The sequence below is a fragment of the Pectobacterium colocasium genome (genome assembly GCF_020181655.1).
Taxonomy (GTDB): domain Bacteria; phylum Pseudomonadota; class Gammaproteobacteria; order Enterobacterales; family Enterobacteriaceae; genus Pectobacterium; species Pectobacterium colocasium.
The window spans coordinates 1,188,838-1,213,633 of sequence record NZ_CP084032.1 but is presented as its reverse complement, the minus strand read 5'-3'; the positions used below and the strand labels follow the sequence as shown (position 1 = coordinate 1,213,633).

Sequence of the window (24,796 nt, the reverse complement as noted above, 5' to 3'; positions counted from 1 at the left end):
ACATTACAAAAAGAAAAACCACAGGCAAATACCTGTGGTGCAGAAACCCAACGTTGGGCCGGAGCAGTACGATATCCCTACCGCACCGGCGCTATCAGGCATTAACGATATTATTGATGTACCGTCACTTCCTGACGACCACACAGTCTGTCGTAAATCACTGCAACCAGCAAAACCAGCAGTGACGGTGGCAACCAGGCCAACCCTTGCTCGCTCAGCGGCAGGTTGAGGCTCCACTCTGGCAACAGCGATTTGAAAGCCGACGATTTTATACCATCAATCATGCCAAATAACAGACTGACTAACATGACAGGCGCCACAATACGTGACGCGCTATTCCACCAGCGCAGCGTAAAGCTCAATAAAACCAGAATGATACAAGGCGGATAAATCGCTGTCAGTACGGGAATGGAAAGTTGGATCAGATGGCTAAGACCCAGGTTAGACACCACCATTGAGAAGATGCCCAGCACAAACACCAGCGTGCGGTAAGACAACGGCAGGTATTGTGCAAAAAATTCAGCGCAAGCACAGGTTAGCCCCACCGCCGTCACCAGACAGGCGATAAAGATTAACAACGCCAGGAAGCTGCTTCCCATGTTACCGAATGTGTGTTGCACATAAGCATGGAGAATTTCAGCGCCGTTCTGCGCCTGCGTCACCAGTTCACCACTGACGGAACCGAGCTGGAACAAGCTCAAATAGACCAGCGTCAAGCCAATACCAGCAATTAACCCAGCCCACACGGTGTAACGCGTCAGCAGGACAGGGCTTGCCACCCCACGTGAGCGCGCGGCATTGACGATCACGATACCAAAGACCATCGCGCCCAAGGTATCCATCGTCAGATAGCCGTTAACGAAACCATTGGAAAACGGCAGATGCTCATACGCTTCCGTCGCGGGAATCGGCGTACCCGCAGGCCACAGCACCGCTGCAATGCCCAGTATCGCCAGAGCAATAATCTTTAAAGGAGCCAGCACGTGACCAACCGTATCCAGCAGTTTACCTGGATACAGGGAAATCCCGATAACGATAGCAAAATAAATCAGGCTATAAATCAATAACGGAGACGCTCCGTTACCCACCAAAGGAGCCAGACCGACTTCAAACGACACAGTTGCCGTACGCGGCGTTGCGAACAATGGCCCAACGGCCAGATAGCACACGGTGGCCAGAACCACGCCCGCTTTCTTACCAATTGGCGAGCTGAGCGCATCAACGCCACCGCCAACCCTAGCCAATGCGATCACAGTCAACACGGGTAGGCCAACGGCGGTCAGCAGGAAGCCGAGTGCCGCAGTCCAAACGTGCTCACCTGACTGCAATCCCACCATAGGCGGGAAAATAATATTTCCAGCCCCCACGAATAAAGCAAAGGTCATAAAACCTAATGCCACAATATCTTTGGAAGTTAAACGATGACTCATAGTTATGTCGTGTTGCCTGTATCAAATCGATAAAAAGAAAACTGTGTCGTTTATCGCCGCCGTAAGCCGTTCGCAAAAGGTTAGCTCGGAGCATGACGCCAACACTTCGGCGACACGAAAATGGCGGTCATAGAAGTTATTTTTTGCACAGCTATATTGGGTGCTAAGTAAACCGTTTATAGCGTAAAAAGACAAGCAGAGATCCAAAAACCAGAACATACAGCCTAACTATGAGAAAAAATAAGAATATAAATTGGTTTATCATGATTTGCATAACACATGATTTGCGCATTTATCGATATTTCATTGCAATAAAACTGACAAAAACCGGCATAAAATGCGCTGTTCGATCATAAAAAAAACATATTTCACAAAACATCGCGGGCAGAAGGCAGGAGAACGACCATAAAAAAGGCCGGATCTAATGATCCAGCCTCTGTATTTCCATTTGCAGGAATCGGGTTATCTCGCCGCTCTTACCACACGCGATTGGCGATATCCACGACAAGTTTCAGCTTATTCCACTGCTGCTCTTCCGTCAGGCTGTTCCCCTCTTCCGTTGAAGCAAAACCACACTGCGGGCTCAGGCAAATCTGGCTGAGATCGACATATTTTGCCGCTTCCGCGATACGCGCCTGCACCACATCGGCATCTTCCAGTTCACCGTTCTTCGTGGTGATCAGTCCCAGAACCACCTGCTGATGACCCGGTTTCACAAAGCGCAGCGGCTCAAATCCACCCGCTCTCTCGGTATCGTATTCCAGGAAGAAAGCATCAACATTCACTTCGCCAAACAGAATCTCTGCCACAGGCTCATAGCCGCCTTCAGAAATCCAGGTAGAGCGGAAGTTACCGCGGCAGACGTGCAAACCAATAACCAGATCCGCAGGTTTATCCGCCAGCGCTTTGTTCAGCACATCGGCGTATGTCCGCGCCAGCTGTTCCGGGTCTTCACCACGTTCACGGATCTGGCGTTTTTGATCGTCAGAGCACAGATAAGCCCACACGGTGTCATCCAATTGCAGGAAGCGGCAGCCGGCGTCATAAAATGCATGAATCGCATCGCGCCAGGTTTGCGCCAGATCGTCGAAATAGTCAGCCAGATCGGGATACACCGTCGCATCAATCGCTTTACGCCCGCCGCGGAAATGCATCACGCTGGGGCTAGGAATCGTCATTTTAGCGACCGCATCGCCAGAAATGCTGTTCAGGTAGCGGAAATGATCGAGCATCGGATGCTGAGGGTTGAAACTCACTTTATCCACGACGCGAATCGCATGAGATTTCGTCTGAATACCGTTGAATTGAATACCGTGATCGGCTTCATAGCGCTCCACACCGTGCAAATCAGCAAAAAAGTCAAAGTGCCACCAGGCACGACGCAGTTCACCATCCGTCACAATCTGCAAGCCTGCTTCACGCTGCTTTTCTACCACCCGCAGGATCTCACGATCCTCAATGTTACGCAGCGCGATATCATCAATCTCGCCCGCCTGATGTTGAAGACGAGCCTGCTTAATCGCAGCCGGACGTAAGAAACTGCCGACGATATCAGCACGGAAAGGGGATAAGGTGTTCGCCATGTGTCGCTCCTGACATGTTGCCAGCACCGATCTTCAGGAAAGAAGCATGCTGACAGATAGTTTCAATATGAAATATTTGCCCAGAGAGATAGTTACATTTAATTCTATTTAGCCATCTGGACGTCTAGATTTAAAGCTATCCTGTCACGTGACAAACCGCAGGGCAATAGAAGAATTTTCACATTACATGAAGAAAATTCATGTAATGTGAAAACATCACAAATGGGTGGTGGAAAGCTGAATTACTCTGGCAGGCCAATCTGCTGACGCGCCTGGCGACGCGTTTCTTCCGGTAGCGGTAAATAGCCATCCTGATTCACCAGCGACTGCCCCGTTTCGGACAGCACACGATCTAAAAATGCCGCCGTCAGCGCTTCCAGCGGTTGGCTGGGCGCTTTGTTCACATAGATATAAAGGTAACGGGTATAAGGATATAAACCACTGCGGATATTTTCAGTCGAGGGGTAAATGTAGTCGGTTCCTTGTGCGGCTAGCGGCAGCATTCTCACGCCGCTGGTGCGAAAGCCCACGCTGGCATAGCCGATAGCATCGGTTGATGCAGCCACCGCCTGTACAACGGATGCTGAGCCAGGCAGCTCATTGACTTGAGGAAGAAAATCGCCACGGCATAGCGCCTTTTGCTTAAAGAACCCATAGGTTCCTGACGCAGAGTTTCGCCCATAGCGCAGTAGCGTACGCTTTTCCCAACTGCCGCGTAAGCCGAGATCGCCCCACTGTTTTATCGGCTGATGGTTACCACAACGCTGCGTAATCGAAAAGATGGCGTCCAACTGCGACAAGTTCAACCCAGACAGCGGATTATCCTGATTGACCAGCACGACCAGCGCATCCATCGCGACCGGTACCGCCAGCGGTGGATAGCCGTAGTGCTGGACGAACGCGTCAATCTCGCTGGCTTTCATCGCCCTGCTCATCGGCCCAAGCTGCGCTGCGCCCGATGCCAGAGACGTCGGTGCAGAAGATGACCCAGCGGCCTGAATCTGTAAATTCACGTTCGGGTAATGCTGGCTGAAATCCGCCGCCCAAAAGGCCATCAGATTAGCCAGCGTATCCGACCCCGCGCTGGAGAGGTTGCCCGCCAGCATCTGACGAGGCTGCGCAGCGCAAAACGCGCTGAACAGCAGTAAAAAAGCGCCCGCAATACGAGTGGCGGATGTCATGGGTAGCATTTCCCGTCAGGCCGAAGGTTTCACCGTATTTTCAGCCAGAGAGGCAGGGACAATCAACCGATTCGGCAACGTAAAGACAAAACGCGAGCCCAGACCATCCTCACTCATAATTTCCAGACGGGAATCATGATGGCTGAGCGCATGTTTAACAATCGCCAGCCCCAGCCCGCTGCCGCCCGTCTGGCGTGAACGCGCCTTATCAACCCGATAAAAACGCTCTGTCAGGCGCGGTAAATGTTCGGCCGCAATTCCCGGCCCGTTATCGCTGACCTGAAATTGCGCCCCTTGCGGGATCTTCTGCCAGCAGACTTCGATACGCGTTCCCGCTGGCGTATGGTTAATCGCGTTATACACCAGATTGGATACCGCGCTGCGCAGCTGTTCTTCATTACCAAACACGCGGAGGCTTTCGTTCACACGAAAGACAATCTCATGACGTCCCTGACTTAGGGTTTGCGCTTCACGCTGTAACACGCGCAGCATCAATGGAATATCGACTTTTTCATTCAGATCGATCGCCGTCGCCGCCTCAATACGCGACAGGGTCAGCAGTTGCTTGACCAGCCCGTCCATACGTCGGGTCTGTTCCTGCATGGTACTCAGCGCTTTTCCTTGCAACGCCGCATCCAGCGTTTCTTCCTGCATCATTTCCAGATAGCCCTGCAACACCGTCAGCGGCGTACGCAGCTCATGGCTCACATTGGCAAAAAAGTTACGTCTGGCACCTTCAAGCTGGTGCATTTGCGTAATATCACGCACAACCATCAGGAGCTGCCCTTCGGAATAGGGCATCACGCGGAATTCAACATGGTGGGAATTATTCAACTGCAACGTGAGAGGACGGCTAAAATCTTGCCCTTTCATATAGTTGGTGAACTCTGGGTAGCGCAATAAGTTGAGGATATTCTGACCGTTATCTTCCGGCCAGCGGAAACTGAGCAGGTGCTGCGCCAGATGATTACACCAGAAGATGGTTCCTTCTTCAGTGGTGATCACCACGGCATCCGGCAAGGATTCCGCCCCGCTGCGAAACCGTTTGATCAGAAGCGCCAGTTCACGACGTCGGCGTCGATTACGCAACTGCATCTGGTAAAGGCCGTAAAACAGCGGTTCCCAGCTCCAACGCCCCGGCGGGGGCGTCATGCTGCGGTCAACCCACAGCCAATAAGAGAGTTTCAGCTGGTTATAAAAATTCCAGCAAAGTAAGCCTAATACGGCAACCAGCAGAAACCAGGGCAGATAGCCAAAAATCAGCCCCAGCAGTAAGGCAGGCAAACAAAAAAAAGCCAGCTCCAATGCCAGCCTTTTCCAGGATAAACGTTCTAGCACGTTAATATTTCTCCGTTACGAACACCTCAGTAACGCGTTGAAAAACGGTAGCCCGTTCCCCGAACGGTTTGCACCATTTTGTCATGTCCGCTGGTTTCCAGCGCTTTACGCAGGCGACGAATATGGACGTCGACAGTACGATCCTCAACATAAACGTTAGTGCCCCAAACGTGATTCAGCAACTGTTCCCGGCTATAAACACGTTCAGGATGCGTCATGAAGAAATGCAGCAGCTTAAATTCCGTCGGCCCCATGTCCAACGCGTGCTCTTCGGTCGTCACGCGATGTGAGGAGGGATCGAGGCTCAGGCCGCGCATTTCAATGACTTCTTCCACCGCCATCGGTGAAATACGGCGCATCACAGCTTTGATACGCGCCACTAATTCTTTGGGTGAAAACGGCTTGGTAATGTAATCATCCGCTCCCACTTCAAGGCCGCGTACACGGTCTTCTTCTTCACCGCGTGCGGTTAACATCATCACCGGAATATCACGCGTCAGCGCCTCGCGCTTCATATGCTTGATGAATTGCAGGCCCGAACCTCCTGGCAGCATCCAGTCCAATAACACCAGTTCTGGGAACGGCTCCGACAGTTGCGTTACTGCACTGTCATAATCTTCGGCTTCAACTGGTTGATAACCATTTTGCTCCAGTACAAAGCAGACCATTTCACGAATTGGTGCTTCATCTTCCACGACTAATATGCGTTTTGCCATTGTTAATCCTGTCGTTAATCATCGTCGCTGTTAGCAGGCGAAAGGCATTATGCGTCAGTTTTATGACAGATTTATGAAAAACACACGGCCCTCACCGCGCGATGTTACAGCGCATACATCCTATTTTTCGAGCCGCTTTCCAAACTCCAGATTCCACCGCGACAGCCGTCCTCCCTGCTATATATAATCATGGCATTACGATGACAGAGCACCATGGCGACGGAACCCCCTTTCACACAGTGAATAAGGACAACGCCACGCGGCATGAATATCGAGAGAATACGATGCGCATTATCCACACCGCCGATTGGCATTTAGGGCAATATTTTTATACCAAAAGCCGAAGCGCTGAACATCAGGCTTTTCTGCACTGGCTCATCGCTCAGGTGGAGCACCATCAGGTTGATGCCATTATAGTCGCAGGTGATATTTTTGATAACGGCTCGCCCCCCAGCTATGCGCGGGAAATGTATTATAGCTTCGTGGTAGCACTACAGCGCACGGGCTGTCAGCTCGTCATTCTCGGCGGCAACCATGATTCCGTCGCGATGTTAAATGAATCCCGCGATTTGCTGGCCTGCCTGAACACGCGCGTGGTTGCCTGCGCCAGCGATGATCCCGCCGGGCAGGTGCTCCTGCTGGAAAATCGCCAACGGCAGCCCGGCGCCCTGCTCTGCGCCATTCCTTTTTTACGCCCACGCGATGTATTGATCAGCAAAGCTGGGCAATCGGGGGATGAAAAACAGCTGGCGCTACAGGAAGCGATTACCGCGCACTACCAGCAATGTTACCAACTGGCTTGCCAAAAACGCGATGAACTTGGCCTGCCGCTGCCAATTATTGCCACAGGGCACCTGACGACCATTGGCGCAACCGCCTCGGAATCCGTGCGCGATATCTATATTGGCACGCTCGATGCTTTCCCTGCTCAGGCTTTTCCCCCTGCGGATTATATCGCGCTCGGCCATATTCACCGCCCGCAGCGCGTGACGCAAAGTGAGCATATCCGCTACAGCGGTTCGCCTATTCCGCTAAGTTTTGACGAACTCAACAGTGAGAAGTCCGTTTGTCTGGTCAGTTTTACACCAAACGCCTCGCCACCTATTCCTCCACAGATAGACATACTGCCTATTCCCGTCACTCAGCCGATGCAGTTGATTAAAGGTAGCCTGAGCGATATTGAACGACAGTTGGCCGCGTTTCAGGATTATCGAGGCGATAAGCCTGTATGGCTGGATATCGAAATCAGCACGCAGGATTACCTCAGCGACATGCAGAAACGTGTTCAGGCGATGACTGAGAATCTGCCTGTTGAGGTGCTTCTGCTCCGCCGCACACGCGAACAGCGTATGCAGGCGATGACGCAACAGGACAAGGAAACGCTGAACGAGCTCAGCGTACATGACGTTTTTGAACGCCGTCTGGCAACGGAGACAGAAATGGAAGAGAGCCGCCAGCAGCGCGTTCGCACGCTGTTTAATCAGGTTATTGATGAACTGGAAAATAGCGAGCCAGCCAAATGAAGATTCTTAGCCTGCGCCTAAAAAACCTCAACGCGCTGAAAGGTGAATGGAAGATCGACTTCACGCAGGAGCCGTTTTCCAGCAACGGATTATTTGCCATTACTGGCCCAACCGGCGCGGGGAAAACCACGCTGCTGGATGCCATCTGTCTGGCGCTGTACCACGAAACTCCACGGCTTGGCCTGCTTTCCGCCAGCCAGAATGACCTGATGACGCGCAATACCGCAGAGTGCCTTGCTGAAGTCGAATTCGAGGTGAAAGGCGTGGGGTACCGCGCTTTCTGGAGCCAGCGTCGGGCAAGAAATGTCCCTGACGGCAATTTGCAGTCTCCCAAGGCCGAACTCGCTCTCATTGAAGACGGCAAAATTCTGTGTGAAAAACTCAATGATAAGAAAGAGATGATCACGCAGCTCACCGGGCTGGATTTTGGCCGTTTCACGCGTTCCATGATGCTGTCACAAGGGCAATTTGCTGCCTTTCTCAACGCGAAAGCAGACGACCGCGCAGAGCTATTGGAAGAACTGACCGGCACAGACATTTACGGTCTGATTTCCGAACGCGTGTATGAAAAGCACAAGCAGGCAAGCGTCGCACTGAGCACGCTACAGGCGCGTGCATCCGGTATTCAGTTGTTAACAGATGAACAGCGTCAACAGGTGGAAGAACAGCTTGCCGAACTGGTTCAACAAGAACAACGGGGCAACGTCGAGCGAGAGCAAGCACTGACTACGCTACGCTGGTTCGAACAACTGACGCAGCGGCAAACACAGCTAGCCAACACGCAAACACTGCATACAAGCGCCGAATCCGCCATTCAGCAGGCTAAGCCACAGCTCGACAAGCTAGCCAGCAGCGCCCCCGCAGAAAAACTGAGGCAGCTACACCAGGAACGAGAACGCTATCGGCAAGAGTCTCTTGTGCTCGCCCAGCACATTGAACAACTGACCGCAAAGCAGGCCGCCGAGCAAACGGCGCTGGCAACACTACGCCAGCAGGAAGAAAAAGCCGAGCAGGATGTTAATGGACACAAACAAGTACGGCAGCAACAAGAGTTGTTAATCAACGAACAGGTTGTGCCGCTTGATCATTACATTGCCACGCTGGTGGAGCAGCAAGCCCAACAACAGGAAGAACTGGCCAAAATACAGGTTCGCCTGCACGCCGATGAAAGCAAGCAAACCCAGATAGCAGCAGAGCAACGGCAGGCTAAACAACAGCTTGAACAGATTCAGTCTTACCGCCAGCAACACGCGCATTATCAGCAGTGGGGAGAGTGGTTACCGCAGTGGCGTGCCGAGTTTCGACAGTTGCGCCAGTTTCAGGACGAACAACGGAAGCTGGAGCAGAAACAAACACTGCACACGCAAGAGTCGACGGCGCTACAGCAAGCAGCCGAAACGCTGGAGACACAGCAGCGTGAACAACAAAACGTCGTTGATGCGGCGCGCCAACAGTTCACACAACATGATGAGGCGCGGCAACATCAGGACGCGCACCAGTCGCTTTCCACGCTGTACCAGCGCTTTAATCAGCTCATGGATCAGCAGACGACATGTCGACAGTTCGCAACCGTCAGCGATCAGTTCCAGCGTCTTCAGGTGCGCCAGCAGCAGAACCTCGCCAAACAGGTTGAGATACAAGGACATATCGACCAGTCGCAAATATTACGGAAACAGCAACAATCCGAGCATGAACAGCGCAGCCAGCATCTGGCTGACCTGGAAACGGTGTACCGACAGGAAGAGCGTATTGTTAAGCTGGAAGCAGAACGGCAACGGCTACAGGCGGGAGAAGCGTGCCCACTGTGTGGCTCAACTGAGCACCCCGCCATTGAGCGTTATCAGGCGCTGCAACCGTCTGAAACTCAGCAACGCCTGACAACGTTACAGCAGGAAGTGAATCAGTTAACAACGGCGTTGGCGAATACAACGGCTCAACTGGCCTCGCTAGAGCAGCAGCGGGTGCAGTTGCAGCAGGACATCGTTCAGCTCGATAGTGAACATCAAACCCTGCTCCAACAGTGGCAAGATGTCAGTGAGCGCTTACAAGTTAACTACTCGCTGGAACAGCAGGACGACATCACGGCCTGGCTTACACAGCGTGAAGCCGAAGAACAGGCTATTCGGCAGCAGATTGCCCTCCGCGAGCAGCGACAAAAACAGTGGCAGGAAAGTAAGGATTTACTGACTGCCGCAGAGTCATTGCAGCGGGAACTCGACCAGAAAATCGCGCTGAACGTTCAGCAACACACGTCGCTACGCGTTATACAGGAAGAAATAACTCAGTCACTGCAACATGTGCATCAGCAACTCCCGCAGCATACGCAGGAAATGACGCAAACGCTGGCAACAGTAGGGCTTCTTCTGCCAGACGCTGACGCACAAGATGGCTGGCTGGCTCAACGTGAGAACGAGTGGCAAGACTGGAAAGCCAAAGAGCAGGAGCAATCTCGCTTAATTCCCCTGTTAGCCACGCTGGACAGCGATCTTCAGCATCTGCACCACAGCGTGACAGAGGCGAGACAGTTGATCCAAACACAGCAACAGCAGTTGGCACAGCACCTCGCGCGACTCAACACAAGCCAGCAAGAGCGACTGGCGCTGTTTGGGAACCGACAAATCGCCGATGTGCGCGAACAGCTACAGCGAACCAGCCAGCAGTATGACGATGCGCTCAGACTAGCCCAGTCAGCTCGTCAGCAAACCGAAACGACGTTGAGCCGCCTGACTGGTGAGTTGGCAAGCAAGCAGCAACAATGTGAACAAAATTCGCGCCAGTACCAGAATGCGACCGAACGCTTTACTCAGGCGTTGCAGCAAAGCACGTTCGCAGATGAAACCACGTTTCTCAATGCTCTGCTCGATGAACAGGAACGCCAGACATTGCAGGCATTAAAGGAAACACTGTATCAGAGCTTGCAGCAAGCGGCGGCGCTGCAACAACAGGCTGAAGGAGAACTGCTCGCCCATCAGCAACAACGGCCAGCATCCCTGACGGAAGAGGCCACGCAGGAAGCAATACAGCAGCAGGTGGCAGCGCTGGATGACACGCTGAAAACCAATCTACGGCAGCAGGGGGAGTTCCAGCGCCAGTTGGCTGATGATAAACAACAGCGTCAGAACCAGCAGGCTTTACTTAACGAGATCGCCCAGAGCCAGCAAAAAAATGACGACTGGGAGACGCTAAACTCGCTGATCGGTTCAAGTAAAGGGGATAAGTTCCGCAAGTTTGCTCAGGGGCTGACCTTGGATCATCTGGTCTACCTCGCCAATCTCCAGCTTTCACGCCTGCACGATCGCTATCAGCTAAAACGTAAGCCCGGTGGCGAACTGGAACTTCTGGTGATGGATACCTGGCAAGCGGATGCCGAGCGCGACACAAAAACGCTATCCGGTGGCGAAAGCTTCCTGGTCAGTCTGTCGCTGGCATTAGCGCTGTCCGATCTGGTCAGCCATAAAGCCAGTATCGACTCGCTGTTTCTGGATGAAGGCTTCGGCACGCTGGATGCCGAGACGCTGGATATCGCACTGGACGCGCTGGATAACCTGAACGCCTCGGGTAAAACTATCGGCGTCATTAGCCATGTCGAAGCCATGAAAGAGCGTATTCCGGTACAGATCAAAGTGCAGAAGGTTAACGGGCTGGGTGTCAGTCGGCTGGCACCGCAGTACGCCGTTTAGCGATGATTCGGTCTGCAATTACCCCGTCTTCGGCCAAAGCCAGGCGGCTCCGCGTACCCCGCTGGAGTCGCCGTGTATGGCTTGAAGCACGGGCGTTTCGCACTCACCGCCGAAGATCCACTGTTTAATCTTTTCCGGCACGGTCTGATAAAGGCGAGAAACGTTGCTCATTCCGCCCCCCAGCACCACCACATCTGGGTCGAGCAGATTGATCACATGCGCCAGCGATTTTGCCAGACGGTGCTCATAGCGTTGCAACGCCAGCTCGGCGATGGGGTCGCCCTGCTCTGCTAAGGCAATAATCGCCTCGCCCTTGTGCGGCTGACCGCTCAGGCGCTGGTAATCCACGGCAAACCCGGTGCCAGAGATAAACGTTTCAATACAGCCAGACTTACCGCAGTAGCAGGGAACCGTCTGCCGGTAGTGCAGCTCATCGTCGTCCATCCAGGGCAGCGGGTTATGCCCCCATTCCCCCGCAATACCGTTGCCGCCGACGTGAGCCTGCCCGTTCAGCGCTACTCCCGATCCACAACCAGTGCCAATGATGACCGCGAAGACGGTTTGCTTCCCTGCTCCGGCGCCATCAACCGCCTCTGAAACCGCGAAACAGTTCGCGTCATTGGCGACGCGTACGGGCCGATTCAGCAGCGTGGCGAGATCGCGATCCAGCGCCTGACCGTTGAGCCAGGTGGAGTTGGCATTTTTTACCTTGCCGGTAAACGGCGACAGCGTACCGGGGATTCCTACACCGACGCTACCACGGCAGCCAATCGCTTTTTCAGCCATCTCCACCAGCGTGACAATAGTCCGTAGCGTTTCCGGGTAGTCATTTCTTGGCGTCGGCATACGCTGCCGAAAACGTTCCTGCCCCTCATCATCCAGCGCGATAACTTCCGTTTTCGTCCCGCCCAGATCGATACCAATTCTCATGATGTCTCCCCACGTGTTGTAAATAGGCCCGCGTAAGTGTGTCACCGACCTAGAAAACGTTCTTATATAGTAGGTACCCTAAATCATTCGAGCCGCGCAGCCAGCGCACATGCAGTTTGAAGTATGACGGGTATAACCAGAGAAACCAATCAGCGACAGCGCAAAGCGTGATAGGTATTCCTCTGAATCCCGGTATTTTATTCCACATTACGGCCTCGAATTCGTTATCATGCGCGCAACATTACAAACCCGCGTGCAAACCTGCGCGCCCAGTCAGGGATAACACCATGTTGTGGTTTAAAAACTTAATGATTTACCGCCTAAGCCGGGACAGCGTGCTGTCCAAAGATAACGTTTTATCTACGGATGAACTGGAAAAACGGCTCAGCGCGTTCACGTTCACCCCGTGCGGCAGTCAGGATATGATGAAAACGGGCTGGGTATCGCCAATGGGATCACATAGCGATGCGTTAACGCACGTCGTGAATGGGCAAATCGTTATCTGCGTCCGTAAAGAAGAAAAAATCCTGCCATCTCCGGTCATCAAGCAAACCCTTCAGGCCAAAATCGAACGTCTGGAAGCGGAACAGCACCGTAAGCTGAAAAAAACCGAAAAAGACTCACTGAAAGACGAAGTCCTGCATAGCCTGCTGCCGCGTGCGTTCAGCCGTTTCAGTCAGGTGTGGATGTGGATTGATACGGTTAATGGCCTAATTATGGTCGACGCCGCCAGCGCCAAAAAAGCCGAAGATACGCTGGCGCTGCTGCGTAAAACCCTAGGGTCACTGCCCGTTGTGCCGCTGACGATGGAAAACCCTATCGAGCTGACGCTAACCGAGTGGGTTCGTTCCGGTGAGCCAGCCGCTGGTTTCACGTTACAGGATGAAGCAGAACTAAAAGCGATTCTGGAAGACGGCGGCGTGATCCGCTGTAAAAAGCAGGATTTGGTCTGCGATGAAATCGCTGTGCATATTGAAGCCGGTAAACTGGTCACCAAGCTGGCGCTGGACTGGCAGGAACGTATTCAACTGGTCTTGTCCGAGGACGGTTCGGTAAAACGACTGAAGTTCTCCGATACGCTGCGGGAACAAAATGACGATATCGATCGGGAAGATTTTGCTCAGCGGTTTGATGCTGATTTCATTTTGATGACCAGCGAACTGGCTGCGTTGATTGCGAATCTGATTGAAGCGTTGGGCGGAGAAGCCCAACGTTAATGCTGTCGATCGTTAATACAGTCGATCGTTAATACAGTCGATCGTTAATACAGTCGATTGTTAATGCGATCGATTGTTAATTCAGTCGATTGCTAATGCAGTCGGTGATTGCCCGCCGCCGCTCTGGCCACGGGCAATACCTCTTCAGTGATAATCTGTTAGACTCGGAATGCTCCAACCACGGCATTCAGTTCTTCGGCCTGTGATTGCAACGCACCCGACGCAGCAGCAGACTCCTGCACCAGCGCGGCGTTTTGTTGCACCATTGAATCCAACTGCGCAACCGCTTTGTTGATCTCGTTGATGCCACGCATTTGCTCATCCGCTGCATGCGTAATTTCGGACATCACCGAGCTCACCGTAGACACGCCGCCGACAATTTCATTCATCGTGTCGCTGGCCTGACGAACCTGTACGGAGCCAGATGTCACGCTGGAGACCGTCGATTCAATCAGCTCTTTAATTTCTTTTGCAGCCTGCGCGCTGCGCTGCGCCAGGCTGCGAACTTCACCAGCAACCACCGCGAAACCACGGCCCTGCTCACCCGCTCGCGCCGCTTCTACCGCAGCGTTAAGCGCCAGAATGTTAGTCTGGAATGCAATGCCATCGATCACGCCGATGATATCGCCGATCTTGCCAGACGCGACCACGATCTCTTCCATCGTGACAATCACATCAGAGACCACTTTGCCGCCTGTGCCTGCATCTTTCGACAGCAGCAACGCCTTAGCGTTAACCTGCTGCGCCGATCCTGCCGACTGCGTCACCGCCGCGGAAATTTCTTCCAGCGAGGCTGCCGTCTGCTGAATGCTCGACGCCGCAGATTCGGTACGCGCAGAAAGATCGTTATTTCCTGCTGAGATTTCATCCGCTGCTACCTGAAGCGAGGCGCTGATATCCCGAATCTGGATCATGACCTGACTGATCTTATCGACAAAGATGTTAAACGAGCGGGCAATTTGCGCGACTTCATCCTGCCCTTCATCCGGCAGGCGCTGCGTCAGATCGTTATTACCGTTACTGATATCATCCATTGCGTCGCGGATTTGCAGCAGACGCTTGAGCGTTGACGTGATAATAAAGCCAATAATCAACGTTCCCAGCAGCGCGATGGCAACCAGTGTGATGACCGACGTAGACAACAGAGAGCGCATGCCCGCCGTCGCTTCAGCTTTGTCCAACGCCACCAGCATGTACCAGTTCGTGCCAGTAATCGGTTTTGCCAACACCAGTTTGGTCGACCCGGAAAAATCCACATCGCGGGCGCTATCCGCAGAAAGAATGTCGTTCAGGTTAATCGCAGGAGCAATCTCGGTGATATTTTTCAGCGTCAGTTTTTCATCCGGGTGCGCAATAATCGTCCCACTGCGGTCAATCAGCACGCCGAAACTTCCTGGGCTTGGGTTAATCGCTTTAACGTTTTCAATCACGCTTTTCATCGTGACGTCACTGCCAACGACACCTCTGACCGTACTTCCTTCCAGTACAGGCGCAACGAAAGAAACCACCAGCGTATTCGTTACCATATCAACGTATGGCGCGGTCGCTAACGGCTTGCCTTCTTTCACGGCCTGCTGATACCAGGGTCTGACGGTCGGGTTGTAATCAGCAGGGATGCCGCCTGGATCGGCAAATTTGGCGGTGCCATTGGCGTAACCCATATACACGTTCAGGAACCCACCGGATGCCACAATCTGTTTAAACAGCGGGATCGGGTCTTCATCCTTTATCGCACGGTCATGCAGCGCGGAAATCATCTGCGTTTTAGACGAAACCCAGTCACTGATAGCGATACTATGGCTAGTCGCTACCGCGTCCAGCGTGTTCTGGATCGATTCCTTATTAGCGTTATTGGCGATGGTGTAATTAAGAAAGGTATTGATAGCAAGCGAAAGTACAACAATGGTCGAACAGGCCGCAAGGATGCGGGAACGCGTCGTTTTCAGCATAAAATACTCTTTGCATAGAATAGTTATACTATCCATAACGGCAAAGAAAAATAAAACTTGAATGCGATCACATTCCACCGCAGCCATTTATCTTAAAACCCGAGAAAATACTTAATATGTTCAACCACGCCATGATGTAAAAAAAGACACCAAATGAAATAAATGCCAATAAGTCAATATTAAAACCCAACAAAAACAAAAACAAAAGAATAAATAACTTATCATTTTTCATAAGAAAAAATTATCAATTAGCGTCGTAATTTATTACATTTTAACAATTAAGGGATTATTCCTAATAATCTCACTATTGTTTTATACGGATAATTAATAGAAACCATTAAATAAAATAGCTCATATATAGAAGTAATGCGCGGCGTTATAAAAAAGAGCGAGATATTATTCGGTAGAGCATTATGCTGGAAACCATTTTACGTGGTTTATTTTTATGCGGTGAGATGACTGAACATTTTCAGTATAGACTGAATAATACCAGTGGTATTATATACCTTATGTTGGCTGGCAAGGATTAGAGAAGAATGGAACACGCGCATACTCAATTAATAGAACAGCTTACTCAACGCTTTGCGACAGCAGACAATACACCGCTCTACCTGAAATTTGCCGAAACGGTAAAAAACGCCGTGCGTAGCGGCATGCTGGAGCATGGCAATATTTTGCCAGGTGAACGCGACCTGAGCCAGTTGACTGGCGTATCGCGCATTACCGTGCGTAAAGCCATGCAGACGCTGGAAGAAGAAGGTGTGGTGACCCGCGTGCGCGGCTACGGCACGCAAATCAATAACATTTTCGAGTATTCGTTGAAAGAAGCGCGAGGGTTTTCACAGCAGGTCGTACTACGGGGCAAAAAACCCAATACGCTATGGGTAAACAAACAGGTCGTCAAAAGTAGCAAGGAAGTCGCCGAACAATTGGCGATTGTGCCAGAAACGCCCGTTTTTTTGTTGAAACGTATTCGCTATGTGGATGAGGACGCCGTTTCCATTGAAGAATCGTATGTTCCTGTTGACCTGATCGCGGACGCTGACGATATCGGCGTCTCGCTTTATGACTATTTCCGCAGTCAGAACATCAATCCACAGCGTACACGCAGCCGCGTCAGCGCACGCATGCCCGATGCCGAGTTCCAGTCCCACATTCAGCTTGATAATAAAGTACCGGTTCTGGTCATCAAGCAGGTGGCGCTCGACCAGCAGAACCGGCCCATAGAGTACAGCATCAGTTATTGCCGTAGCGATCTATACGTGTTCGTCTGCGAGGAATAACCGGGCACGAAGTTCAGCCTGCGTGGGTGCGCAGTCTCCGCCACGGTGGCTCACGACATACGCAGCAACCGCATTACCCAACGTGACCGCCTCCGCCAGCGGCCAACCGGCGGCTAATCCCGCTAGCGTCCCTCCTGCGTGGCTGTCTCCCGCGCCGATGGTATCGACCACCGTTGCCGGGAACGGAGGGATAACCCCCTCAGAATCGATATCAAAATACCACGCCCCCGCTTTGTCCTGACGAATAATCACCGGTGCACGGTAGATCTCCCGCCAGGCTCGCCCCAGCGTTTGCACATCAACCGACACGCCGAGCATTTCCGCTGCAACTTCCGCTTCCTGACGATTAAGGGAAACGACAGGGTGAAGCGCCATAATACGTGCCATCAGTTCGGGAGAAATATCGGCGATACGTGGGCCAAAATCGATAAACGGCGTCACGTCAGGCAAGGTTTCCAACCAGCTAACCAGACGCTCACCGCACGGTGCCGCCAGTTGATAGCCTGAAAGATAGACCAAACTCCCCGATGCAACGGATAACGATGCCAGCCAACTGTCGCTCCACTGTTTCTCAACGCCACTGAAGGACATAAACGTCCGTTCGCCATCCGGTTCAACCAGCGCCAGACACCAGCCGTTGTCTCCCGAATCAGTTTGTACCACCGTGGTGAGGTTCTGTTTTTCCAGACTGTGACGAATGATATCCGCCCACACGCCCTGCCCGACAGGCAAGGCGTTTTGTGCCTCCATTCCAAGGCGTTTAAGCGCAATGGCAATATTCAAAGCACAGCCGCCAATATTCACGCTTTGCTGCTTCAGTTCAATATCACATCCGCGATACGGCAATGCATAAGCATCGGCAATCACATCGATTACTGCAGCTCCGATGATGGTCAGCGGCTGACGCGTTGTTAGCTCATCCAGTTTTGCAGCAAGTTCGCTGGCTTTCATCACGCCTCCCGTGCTGAGCGGTATTGCAGGAGCTGGCTGGCATAGCGGCTAAAATCAAGCTGGTTAATGTCATCCAGCACCTGCTTCAATCCCGCATCAATCGCCGTGACCCCGTGCAGCGCACCGCATATCGCGGTCGCCATCGCCCCGATCGTATCGGTGTCTCCCCCCAGGTTGGCACACAGAATCGCACAGCGGTTTGGATCGGTTTGCGCCAGTTCCACCATCGCGATGGCAGTCGCGACAGATTCAATCGTGCTCGTTCCCGCACCAATCAGTTGATAAAGCTGCTCACTGGCGCTTTCTGTCCCCTTTGCACTACGCACAATGTTCAGTGCTAACTCCAGACGTGCGGCGAGAGAAGCGCTAAACGTAGTGATACGTTTTTCCTGCGCGTGGCGCGCCACGGACGGCAGTGCATCGACGATCGTCTGCCAGCTGACACCGTCAACCGCACGGGAAATAGCCCAGGCAATCACAACCGCCCCTGCAATCGCCACGTCGGATTTATGCGTCGGGCTGGATGCCAGTGCCACCTGATCGATAAATTCATCGAGATCGTGCGCAGGCAACAAACAACCTAGTGGAGAAGCGCGCATGGCCGCACCATTCGTGACACCATTATTTTCCAGTTCACTCACTGGCGTACCCTGGCGGATAGCCTTCAACGCAATTTTAGACGTTGGGCCGAGCACATTTTTATTAAATGCATCAAACGATTCCGCCCATTTCAGGATGTGGCGTCCGATCGCATCGGCGTTAATTTCCCCATCACATTCAATGATAGCGTCGGCCAGACTCAGCGCCATCGAGGTATCGTCGGTAAACTCGCCGCGGCCGAAATAGCACGCCGCATTATTTTCCGCCGGGCCGGGCAAAAAGCGATCAATCCAGCCGAAATGCGCTTTTACGCGCGTCCGGGGCCACAGTTCCGATGGCATACCCATCGCATCCCCTAAAGCCTGGCCATATAAGGCACCGAGAATACGTTCCTGTTTCATTTGTTTTCCTCTGTACTGAAATGCTTATTTTTTGAACCATCGACATCAATGGTCGAGATCGCCTTATCCGATTCACGGAAAAACAGGATAAAGATCAGCGCAATAATTGCGATCATCACCGCGCCAAAAAGCCACATGCCGGTCCAGTTAAAGGTCAGGCCATTCACCGGCTCGCCGTGAGCGAAAAGTTTCTCCATCATCACGCCGCCCAAACGGTATCCCAACAGGCTGCCGAAACCCTGACAGCAGAGCGTAATCAGCCCCTGTGCTGCCGTGCGCATGTGCACTGGCGCTTTTTTATCAACGTAGATATAGGCGGTAACATAGTAGAAATCGTAACTCACGCCATGCAGCAGAATGCCGAGGAACAGCAATGCGTACGTGAAGTAGTGATATGCGTCGCCGTAGACAAAGAAGACATAGCGGATAGCCGCCGTAATCAGCCCCAACAGCAATACCTTTTTAATACCAAAGCGCTTGGTGAAAAACGGCAGCGCCAGCATAAAGAAAATTTCCGAGAACTGACCCAGCGTCATCCAGCCTGTCGCATTTTTCATGCCGACTTCAGTGAGGAAGCCCGTGGCAAAAATGTAATAAAACGCCAGTGGCATTGCGAACAAGAAGGAGCAGACAAAAAACACCAGAAAGTTTTTGTCTTTCAGCAATACAATCGCGTCCAGCCCCAGCATGACTTTAACATCCAGCTTGCCCGTGCTTTTCGGTGGCGTATTGGGCAGGAAAAAAGCAAAGAGACCAAGTAACGCGGAGCTGCCAGCAGTAATCAATAACGGAATATTAGTGGGGGAAATGTCGCTAAATCCAAGCCATGTCGGCAGAAAACCGCAGACGATACCCGAGGCGATCCAGCCAATCGTACCCAAAACACGAATGCGCGGGAAATCCCGCTCTACATCGGCAACATGTGAGAAGGCGATGCTGTTAGTCAGTGCAATAGTCGGCATATAAGTTAACGAATACGCCAGTAACAGCGGGAAGAAATACATGAATTCCGTTTGCTGTGCCGCCAGATACATCAGTATCGCTCCGGCGAACATCAGTACAGCCAGCACCTTTTGCGCGGCAAAGAAACGGTCGGTGAGTGACCCCACCAGAATCGGCGATAAGATAGCGGCAATCGCGGTACAGGCATACGACCAGCCGATTTCGCCCGCCGTGAACCCGCTTTTGCTCAGATACAGCCAGAGTGGAACAAACCAGGCTCCCCAGATAAACCATTCAACGAACATCATGAACGACAGCTTTGCTGTAGTTTTCATATTTACATCCTTCATGACAGAGTAAGGTACACCTTTAAAATACCAATTAATAATACCTTTTAAATACCTTTGCGTTCATTATTTGAACCACTTAACATTTTTGTAGCATTATTTATTCTCATTGAGAAAAGAATGACAGAAAGGCACACGCACGCGCAGAGCAGGATGAAAAGTGGGAATGACGCAGAATCAGCATAAAAAAACGCCGCGTTATGTAGCACACAACGCGGCGATGAGGAGATAGATTATAAAAATAAAATAGTTATTACAGGTACTTACACAGATAAGAGGTCGGTTCGACTACCTGCAAATTGAACTCACTTTTTCCCGGAACGAAAAACGTTTCTCCCGGAGTGAAAACCTGCCAATCCGGCGCGCCTGGCAACAGCACCTTCAATGCTCCGGTGATGACCGTCATTTCTTCCGGCTGCCCGGTTCCAAATGTGTATTCACCCGCATCCATGACGCCGACACTCGCACGGCCAATGCCGTCGCCTTCAAAACCGATTGATTTGACCTTCCCTGCAAAATACTCATTTACATTCAGCATAGCGCGGCACCTATCGTCGAAAAATTCAGAAAATTCATCTTAAAAGGAGAGTCGCGCTACTGTCACGATCTATTCATTGAAAGTTAGTGTTCGGTAACACTGACTGGTGATTATTTTGCCAGTGTCCGGTCGCCATTCTACGCGGCCGACAAACGCAGCGCCTTCAATACGTTTGCCACAATCGCTTCCGGCGCCTGAGACGCATCGATGACATGGTGCGCGACACCGCGATACAGCGCCTCGCGCGCAGCCAGCACATCGGCCATCTCCTCCGCGATAGGACGACCAGTCAGGGTGGGCCGCTGGTTATCCTGTGGGTTTTCCTCCAGTCGCTGGGCCAGCAACTCCGCATCCGCATGCAGGTAAATCACAGTGCCTTTATCATGCATAAAGCGTCGGTTGGCCTCCGCAAGCACCATACCGCCCCCCGTCGCAACGATGCAGCGGTTAGACGTCACTTGCTGAAGCGCCAGACTTTCGCGCTGGCGGAACCCATGCCATCCTTCCTGCGCGACCACATCAGCCACCGTCATATTAGTGGTCTGCTGCATAAACAGGTCGGTGTCGACAAAGTCATATCCCAACGCCTGCGCCAGTTGATGCCCAACGGTGGTCTTCCCACAGCCTCTGGCACCAACCATAAAAATGGGGTGTGTCATGTAATGACGTATCCTTCTTCTTTACTCGCCCACTCCGTCATACTTCAAGCTGCGCGCGCGTCACCTGTCCCGCAACTCGAACGCTTTCGGGTATCAAAGATAAATGGGGGTGATTAACTGCTTTGTCGTGGGCTGAATCATACCGATAAAATCAACAGGGAGGGAAGTGACTTCTCAGTGGAAACGAAAAGTTGAATAACTAAAAGTAAAAATGGGATGACAGGAAATAAAAAGCCCCGCGTTTAAAGGCGGGGCAAACCGCTCAGGCGATTAATACGTGTGGAAATAATCCTGAATCACCGCTGGATTCGTCGTTTTCGTCAGCGCCAGCATCAACAGGATGCGTGATTTAGCCGGGCTCAGAGAATCGGAAACCAGACCAGGCTGGCCAGCATCCGGTGGGACGATACCGCTGCCGGTACGGGTGGAACGTACAACAACAATGCCTTTGCTTTCCGCTTTACGGATGCCTGCGTCACTGCGTTTAGATACGCTACCTGCGCCCATACCCGCATACACAATGCCTTTTACGCCATGTTTGATGGCAGCGTCATACATGTATTCTGGATCGTCCTGATAGCCATAAATAATGTCGACAGCCGGCAGCTTATCTATGTTGGTCACATCAAATACGGAACGCGTGGTGTGAATCTTGTCCAGACGAGTCTGGTAGTAAACTTTGTCACCAATAATCACGCCCAGATAGCCTTCTTCTGGCGCTTTAAAGGTATCCAGCGTAGAGGCGTTGGTTTTGCTGATGAAACGAGCGGAACCGATACGGTCATTCAGTACCACCATCACTCCACGGCCACGGGAGTTTTTATCCGCTGCGACTTTTACCGCACCGTACAGGTTCATTGGACCGTCGGCGCTGATTGCCGTTGCCGGACGCATCGCCGCAGCAAAGACCACTGGTTTGTCACTCTTCACCGTCAGATTCAGGAAGTAAGGCGATTCATCGAGCGTATCCGTGCCGTGCGTAATCACCACGCCATCAACATCGCTGCGTGCCAGCAGCTCGTTCACGCGCTTGCTCAGCTTCAGCAAGACATCGCTGGTCATATTTTCGCTGCCGATGTTGGAAATCTGCTCGCCGGTAATATTGGCAAGTGTTTTCAGCTCTGGTACAGCGTGAATCAGCGTCTCTACGCCCAACGCACCCGCTTTATACCCCGTGGTTTGCGTGTTGGCCGCAGCGGAACCTGCAATCGTACCGCCCGTTGCCAGAATGACAATGTTAGGGAGATTTTCTGCCGCATTTGCCAAAGACGAAAAACAAACAAAAACAACAACGAATAATGCGTTAAACATCCTTTTCATAACCTATACCAACTTATTGAGTTAAGTGGCAGACCAGATACGTCAGGTGCCTGATCTGTAAGTAAAAAACCTCAACCCTGTTGGCAGCCTGCCAACATTGGCGCTTATAATGCCCCAGAATTCAACAGATTAATATATGCCTGTAAAACTTCATGTTAACGGTGTGTGATCCCTCACAGCGCAGCATTACGCCACGCTGATTTACGCTACCGACTAATCTGTGCCACCGCATCCTGAGAGGCCTGTTCACGCGCGTCGCCCGTCAGTTCAGACAACATCCCCTGATGCATTTCAAGCAGTCGGTCAGCATGTTCAAAGTAGTGATCGTCATGGCTGATCGCCACAATCGTTTTCCCCAATGCACGCAATTGCGGTAACAGCTCAAGATAAAACACGCGGCGGAATTGCGGATCCTGATCGGCCGCCCATTCATCCAGCAGTAAGATGTCCCGCTGTTCGGCAACAGCCAGCAGCAGTGCCACACGCTTACGCTGCCCCTGAGAAAGCTGTAAGTTCATCACTTGATGATTCTCCAGCGTCAACTTATGCCGCATGTTCAGACGATCCAGCCAGCTGTCGACCAGCGCCATATCCGGCTCCGTTCCCTGCGGGCCCATCATCTGCCCGAACAAATGGAAATCGGTAAAAATGGCAGAAAATAGCTTTTGGTAATCCTGTCGCGTTTCCGCCGTAACGGCGTGGTTATCCAGCAGCAGCGAGCCGGAAACCGGGGTATAAAGCCCCGTCAGCAGCATCGCCAGCGTAGATTTCCCGCTTCCATTACCGCCAATCAGAAACACCAGTTCGCCACGTTTTATCACCAGATTGATCGGCCCGACTTCAAATCCGGAACCCTCATAGCGAAACACCACATCACGCAGTTCCAGCGTGTGCCAGTCCGCAGGGGCTATCGCCTCGGAAAACGGCTCCCGATAATCCGCCAAATCGAAGCGTTTCAGCTTATTAAACGCAACTTGCGCACTCAGCAGCGTCGGCAGAGCACCAACGGCCTGTAGCATCGGCGTACGTAAAAAAAGCAGCGTCAGTGAGTAGGTTGCCGCGACATTGGTATCCGCCCAGCCGAGATTATTTGCCATGAAAAAGACCGCGCCAATCACGCCCAGCATCATAATATTCGACCAGTTCACCGCGCTGAGGTGGAAGGTGTCAGCACGAATCACGTTCTGTCGGTAATCCTGCGCATTGGCCTGATAAACCTCTTCATACAGTTTCTGCGCCCGCTCACGGTTGAGCGCCAGTTCCTTACGCCCATTAATCACCGTTTCAAAATCTTTTTGCAGCCGATCTTCCGCTTCCCGCACCTTAGTGAGATGGCTATACACGCGGGAAACCAGCATAAAACCGCCCCAAATCGTTATCGCGATCCAGAGCGACGTTACGATCAGCATGTTAGGAGAAAGCCACGCCAGATAAGCCGCAGAGCCGATTGTAAGAATGATGCCCTGAATCAATTCAGGTAGGCGAACAAACGCGAGTGTGATGTTGCGAATATCGCTGGATAGGCTGGCAAGCAGTTGCGCACTACCGATCTGCTCGATACGCGCAATGTTGGTGTCCAAAATACGCTTGATAAATTGCCCACGCAGGCGATAAACAAAATGATGCCCCAACGTAGTCAACGCCAGTTGCGACACCAGCGTCACGCCCATTAGCAGTAGCAGCAGGCCCAGAAATTGCGGCAGTACGCTCAACGACTGATTGACCGTTTCAATCAATTGCAGGTTGATAAAGGCAATCAGTCCAATGCCCAGCGCGGCACTCAACAAACTTAATAGGATTACGGCAAGAAATGGCCAACGGTATTGGTGGTAAACAATGCGGAGTAACTCCATAACAACCTGGTCTCTATGATGAAAACAATCGCCCGCAGTTTAATGGCGGTGACCGTGATATCAAGAATAATTCTCATATCTAGCGTTATACCAAGCACACTATACCCCAAATAATTCGAGTTTCAGGACAAAACGTTAACGTTTTGAACAACGCAAAGCGTTGACCCTTCAGGGCAAGGCCCACGACGGGCCGAGTATTTGAACGTAGCCAACGCACATGCAACTTGAAGTATGACGGGTATATACATATCCCACATCCAGCCTCATCAGCACAACGCATTAGAAATAATGATGAATTATCACGATTAGTTATCGTTTTACCGATGACACGCTTCGTCAACGCGCATTTCTCATT

18 protein-coding genes are annotated in these 24,796 nt (G+C 52.0%); 4 read left to right on the top strand and 14 right to left on the bottom strand.

The genetic code is table 11. The features are described 5' to 3' along the window. Window positions 1-110: 110 nt before the first annotated feature. The 5 genes from brnQ to phoB form a co-directional block, all read right to left on the bottom strand. Entirely contained in the window at window positions 111-1,430 is a 1,320-nt protein-coding gene (gene brnQ, locus LCF41_RS05330) for a branched-chain amino acid transport system II carrier protein (RefSeq protein WP_225087196.1), read from the bottom strand. Between the two features lie 476 nt (window positions 1,431-1,906). Further along, window positions 1,907-3,013, bottom strand: a complete 1,107-nt coding sequence (locus tag LCF41_RS05325) for a cobalamin-independent methionine synthase II family protein (protein WP_225087195.1) — start codon at window positions 3,011-3,013, stop codon at window positions 1,907-1,909. A gap of 242 nt (window positions 3,014-3,255) precedes the next feature. Continuing rightward, window positions 3,256-4,194 (bottom strand): PstS family phosphate ABC transporter substrate-binding protein, encoded by a 939-nt coding sequence (locus LCF41_RS05320; RefSeq protein ID WP_225087194.1) that lies wholly within the window; start codon window positions 4,192-4,194, stop codon window positions 3,256-3,258. A 15-nt stretch (window positions 4,195-4,209) separates the two neighbouring features. Further along, window positions 4,210-5,532 carry a phosphate regulon sensor histidine kinase PhoR gene (phoR, locus tag LCF41_RS05315; RefSeq protein ID WP_225087193.1) on the bottom strand — a complete coding sequence of 441 codons (1,323 nt, stop codon included), beginning with the start codon at window positions 5,530-5,532 and terminating at the stop codon, window positions 4,210-4,212. Between the two features lie 26 nt (window positions 5,533-5,558). Further along, a complete protein-coding gene (gene phoB / locus LCF41_RS05310; RefSeq protein WP_005975981.1) occupies window positions 5,559-6,248 on the bottom strand; it encodes a phosphate response regulator transcription factor PhoB in 690 nt (229 codons plus the stop codon). A 284-nt stretch (window positions 6,249-6,532) separates the two neighbouring features. On the opposite strand from phoB, the gene sbcD reads away from it, so the two are divergent. Both sbcD and LCF41_RS05300 read left to right on the top strand, forming a co-directional pair. Further along, window positions 6,533-7,771 (top strand): exonuclease subunit SbcD, encoded by a 1,239-nt coding sequence (sbcD, locus tag LCF41_RS05305; RefSeq protein WP_225087192.1) that lies wholly within the window; start codon window positions 6,533-6,535, stop codon window positions 7,769-7,771. Next, entirely contained in the window at window positions 7,768-11,451 is a 3,684-nt protein-coding gene (locus LCF41_RS05300) for an AAA family ATPase (RefSeq protein WP_225087191.1), read from the top strand. Before sbcD ends, LCF41_RS05300 begins: the two co-directional genes overlap by 4 nt. Before the next feature lie 18 nt (window positions 11,452-11,469). Here LCF41_RS05300 and mak read toward each other — a convergent pair whose 3' ends face one another. Then, a complete protein-coding gene (mak, locus tag LCF41_RS05295) occupies window positions 11,470-12,381 on the bottom strand; it encodes a fructokinase (RefSeq protein ID WP_225087190.1) in 912 nt (303 codons plus the stop codon). Window positions 12,382-12,668: 287 nt separating this feature from the next. Here mak and rdgC point away from each other — a divergent pair, with 287 nt between their 5' ends. After that, window positions 12,669-13,598, top strand: coding sequence for a recombination-associated protein RdgC (rdgC, locus tag LCF41_RS05290; RefSeq protein ID WP_225087189.1), 930 nt, complete (start codon window positions 12,669-12,671; stop codon window positions 13,596-13,598). A 158-nt stretch (window positions 13,599-13,756) separates the two neighbouring features. On the opposite strand, the gene LCF41_RS05285 is transcribed toward rdgC, so the two are convergent. Next, window positions 13,757-15,547, bottom strand: coding sequence for a methyl-accepting chemotaxis protein (locus LCF41_RS05285; RefSeq protein WP_225087188.1), 1,791 nt, complete (start codon window positions 15,545-15,547; stop codon window positions 13,757-13,759). A gap of 536 nt (window positions 15,548-16,083) precedes the next feature. Here LCF41_RS05285 and LCF41_RS05280 point away from each other — a divergent pair. Next, on the top strand, window positions 16,084-16,830 hold the full coding sequence (locus LCF41_RS05280; RefSeq protein ID WP_225087187.1) for a GntR family transcriptional regulator: 747 nt from the start codon (window positions 16,084-16,086) through the stop codon (window positions 16,828-16,830). Here LCF41_RS05280 and LCF41_RS05275 read toward each other — a convergent pair. The 7 genes from LCF41_RS05275 to LCF41_RS05245 all read right to left on the bottom strand — a co-directional run bounded on the left by LCF41_RS05275 (window position 16,804) and on the right by LCF41_RS05245 (window position 24,441). Then, a complete protein-coding gene (locus LCF41_RS05275) occupies window positions 16,804-17,781 on the bottom strand; it encodes a PfkB family carbohydrate kinase (protein WP_225087186.1) in 978 nt (325 codons plus the stop codon). The genes LCF41_RS05280 and LCF41_RS05275 overlap by 27 nt on opposite strands. Next, on the bottom strand, window positions 17,781-18,782 hold the full coding sequence (locus LCF41_RS05270; protein ID WP_225087185.1) for an ADP-ribosylglycohydrolase family protein: 1,002 nt from the start codon (window positions 18,780-18,782) through the stop codon (window positions 17,781-17,783). The genes LCF41_RS05275 and LCF41_RS05270 overlap by 1 nt, the downstream gene beginning before the upstream one ends. After that, complete coding sequence (locus LCF41_RS05265) at window positions 18,779-20,059, bottom strand: nucleoside permease (RefSeq protein WP_180742214.1); 1,281 nt, start codon at window positions 20,057-20,059, stop codon at window positions 18,779-18,781. The genes LCF41_RS05270 and LCF41_RS05265 overlap by 4 nt, the downstream gene beginning before the upstream one ends. Before the next feature lie 265 nt (window positions 20,060-20,324). Continuing rightward, window positions 20,325-20,609 carry a pyrimidine/purine nucleoside phosphorylase gene (gene ppnP / locus LCF41_RS05260; RefSeq protein ID WP_012773683.1) on the bottom strand — a complete coding sequence of 95 codons (285 nt, stop codon included), beginning with the start codon at window positions 20,607-20,609 and terminating at the stop codon, window positions 20,325-20,327. Between the two features lie 137 nt (window positions 20,610-20,746). Continuing rightward, on the bottom strand, window positions 20,747-21,268 hold the full coding sequence (gene aroL / locus LCF41_RS05255; RefSeq protein WP_225087184.1) for a shikimate kinase AroL: 522 nt from the start codon (window positions 21,266-21,268) through the stop codon (window positions 20,747-20,749). 270 nt (window positions 21,269-21,538) lie between these two features. Continuing rightward, window positions 21,539-22,588, bottom strand: coding sequence for a type II asparaginase (locus LCF41_RS05250; RefSeq protein WP_225087183.1), 1,050 nt, complete (start codon window positions 22,586-22,588; stop codon window positions 21,539-21,541). A gap of 206 nt (window positions 22,589-22,794) precedes the next feature. Then, window positions 22,795-24,441 (bottom strand): multidrug ABC transporter permease/ATP-binding protein, encoded by a 1,647-nt coding sequence (locus LCF41_RS05245; RefSeq protein ID WP_225087182.1) that lies wholly within the window; start codon window positions 24,439-24,441, stop codon window positions 22,795-22,797. Window positions 24,442-24,796 lie beyond the last annotated feature (355 nt).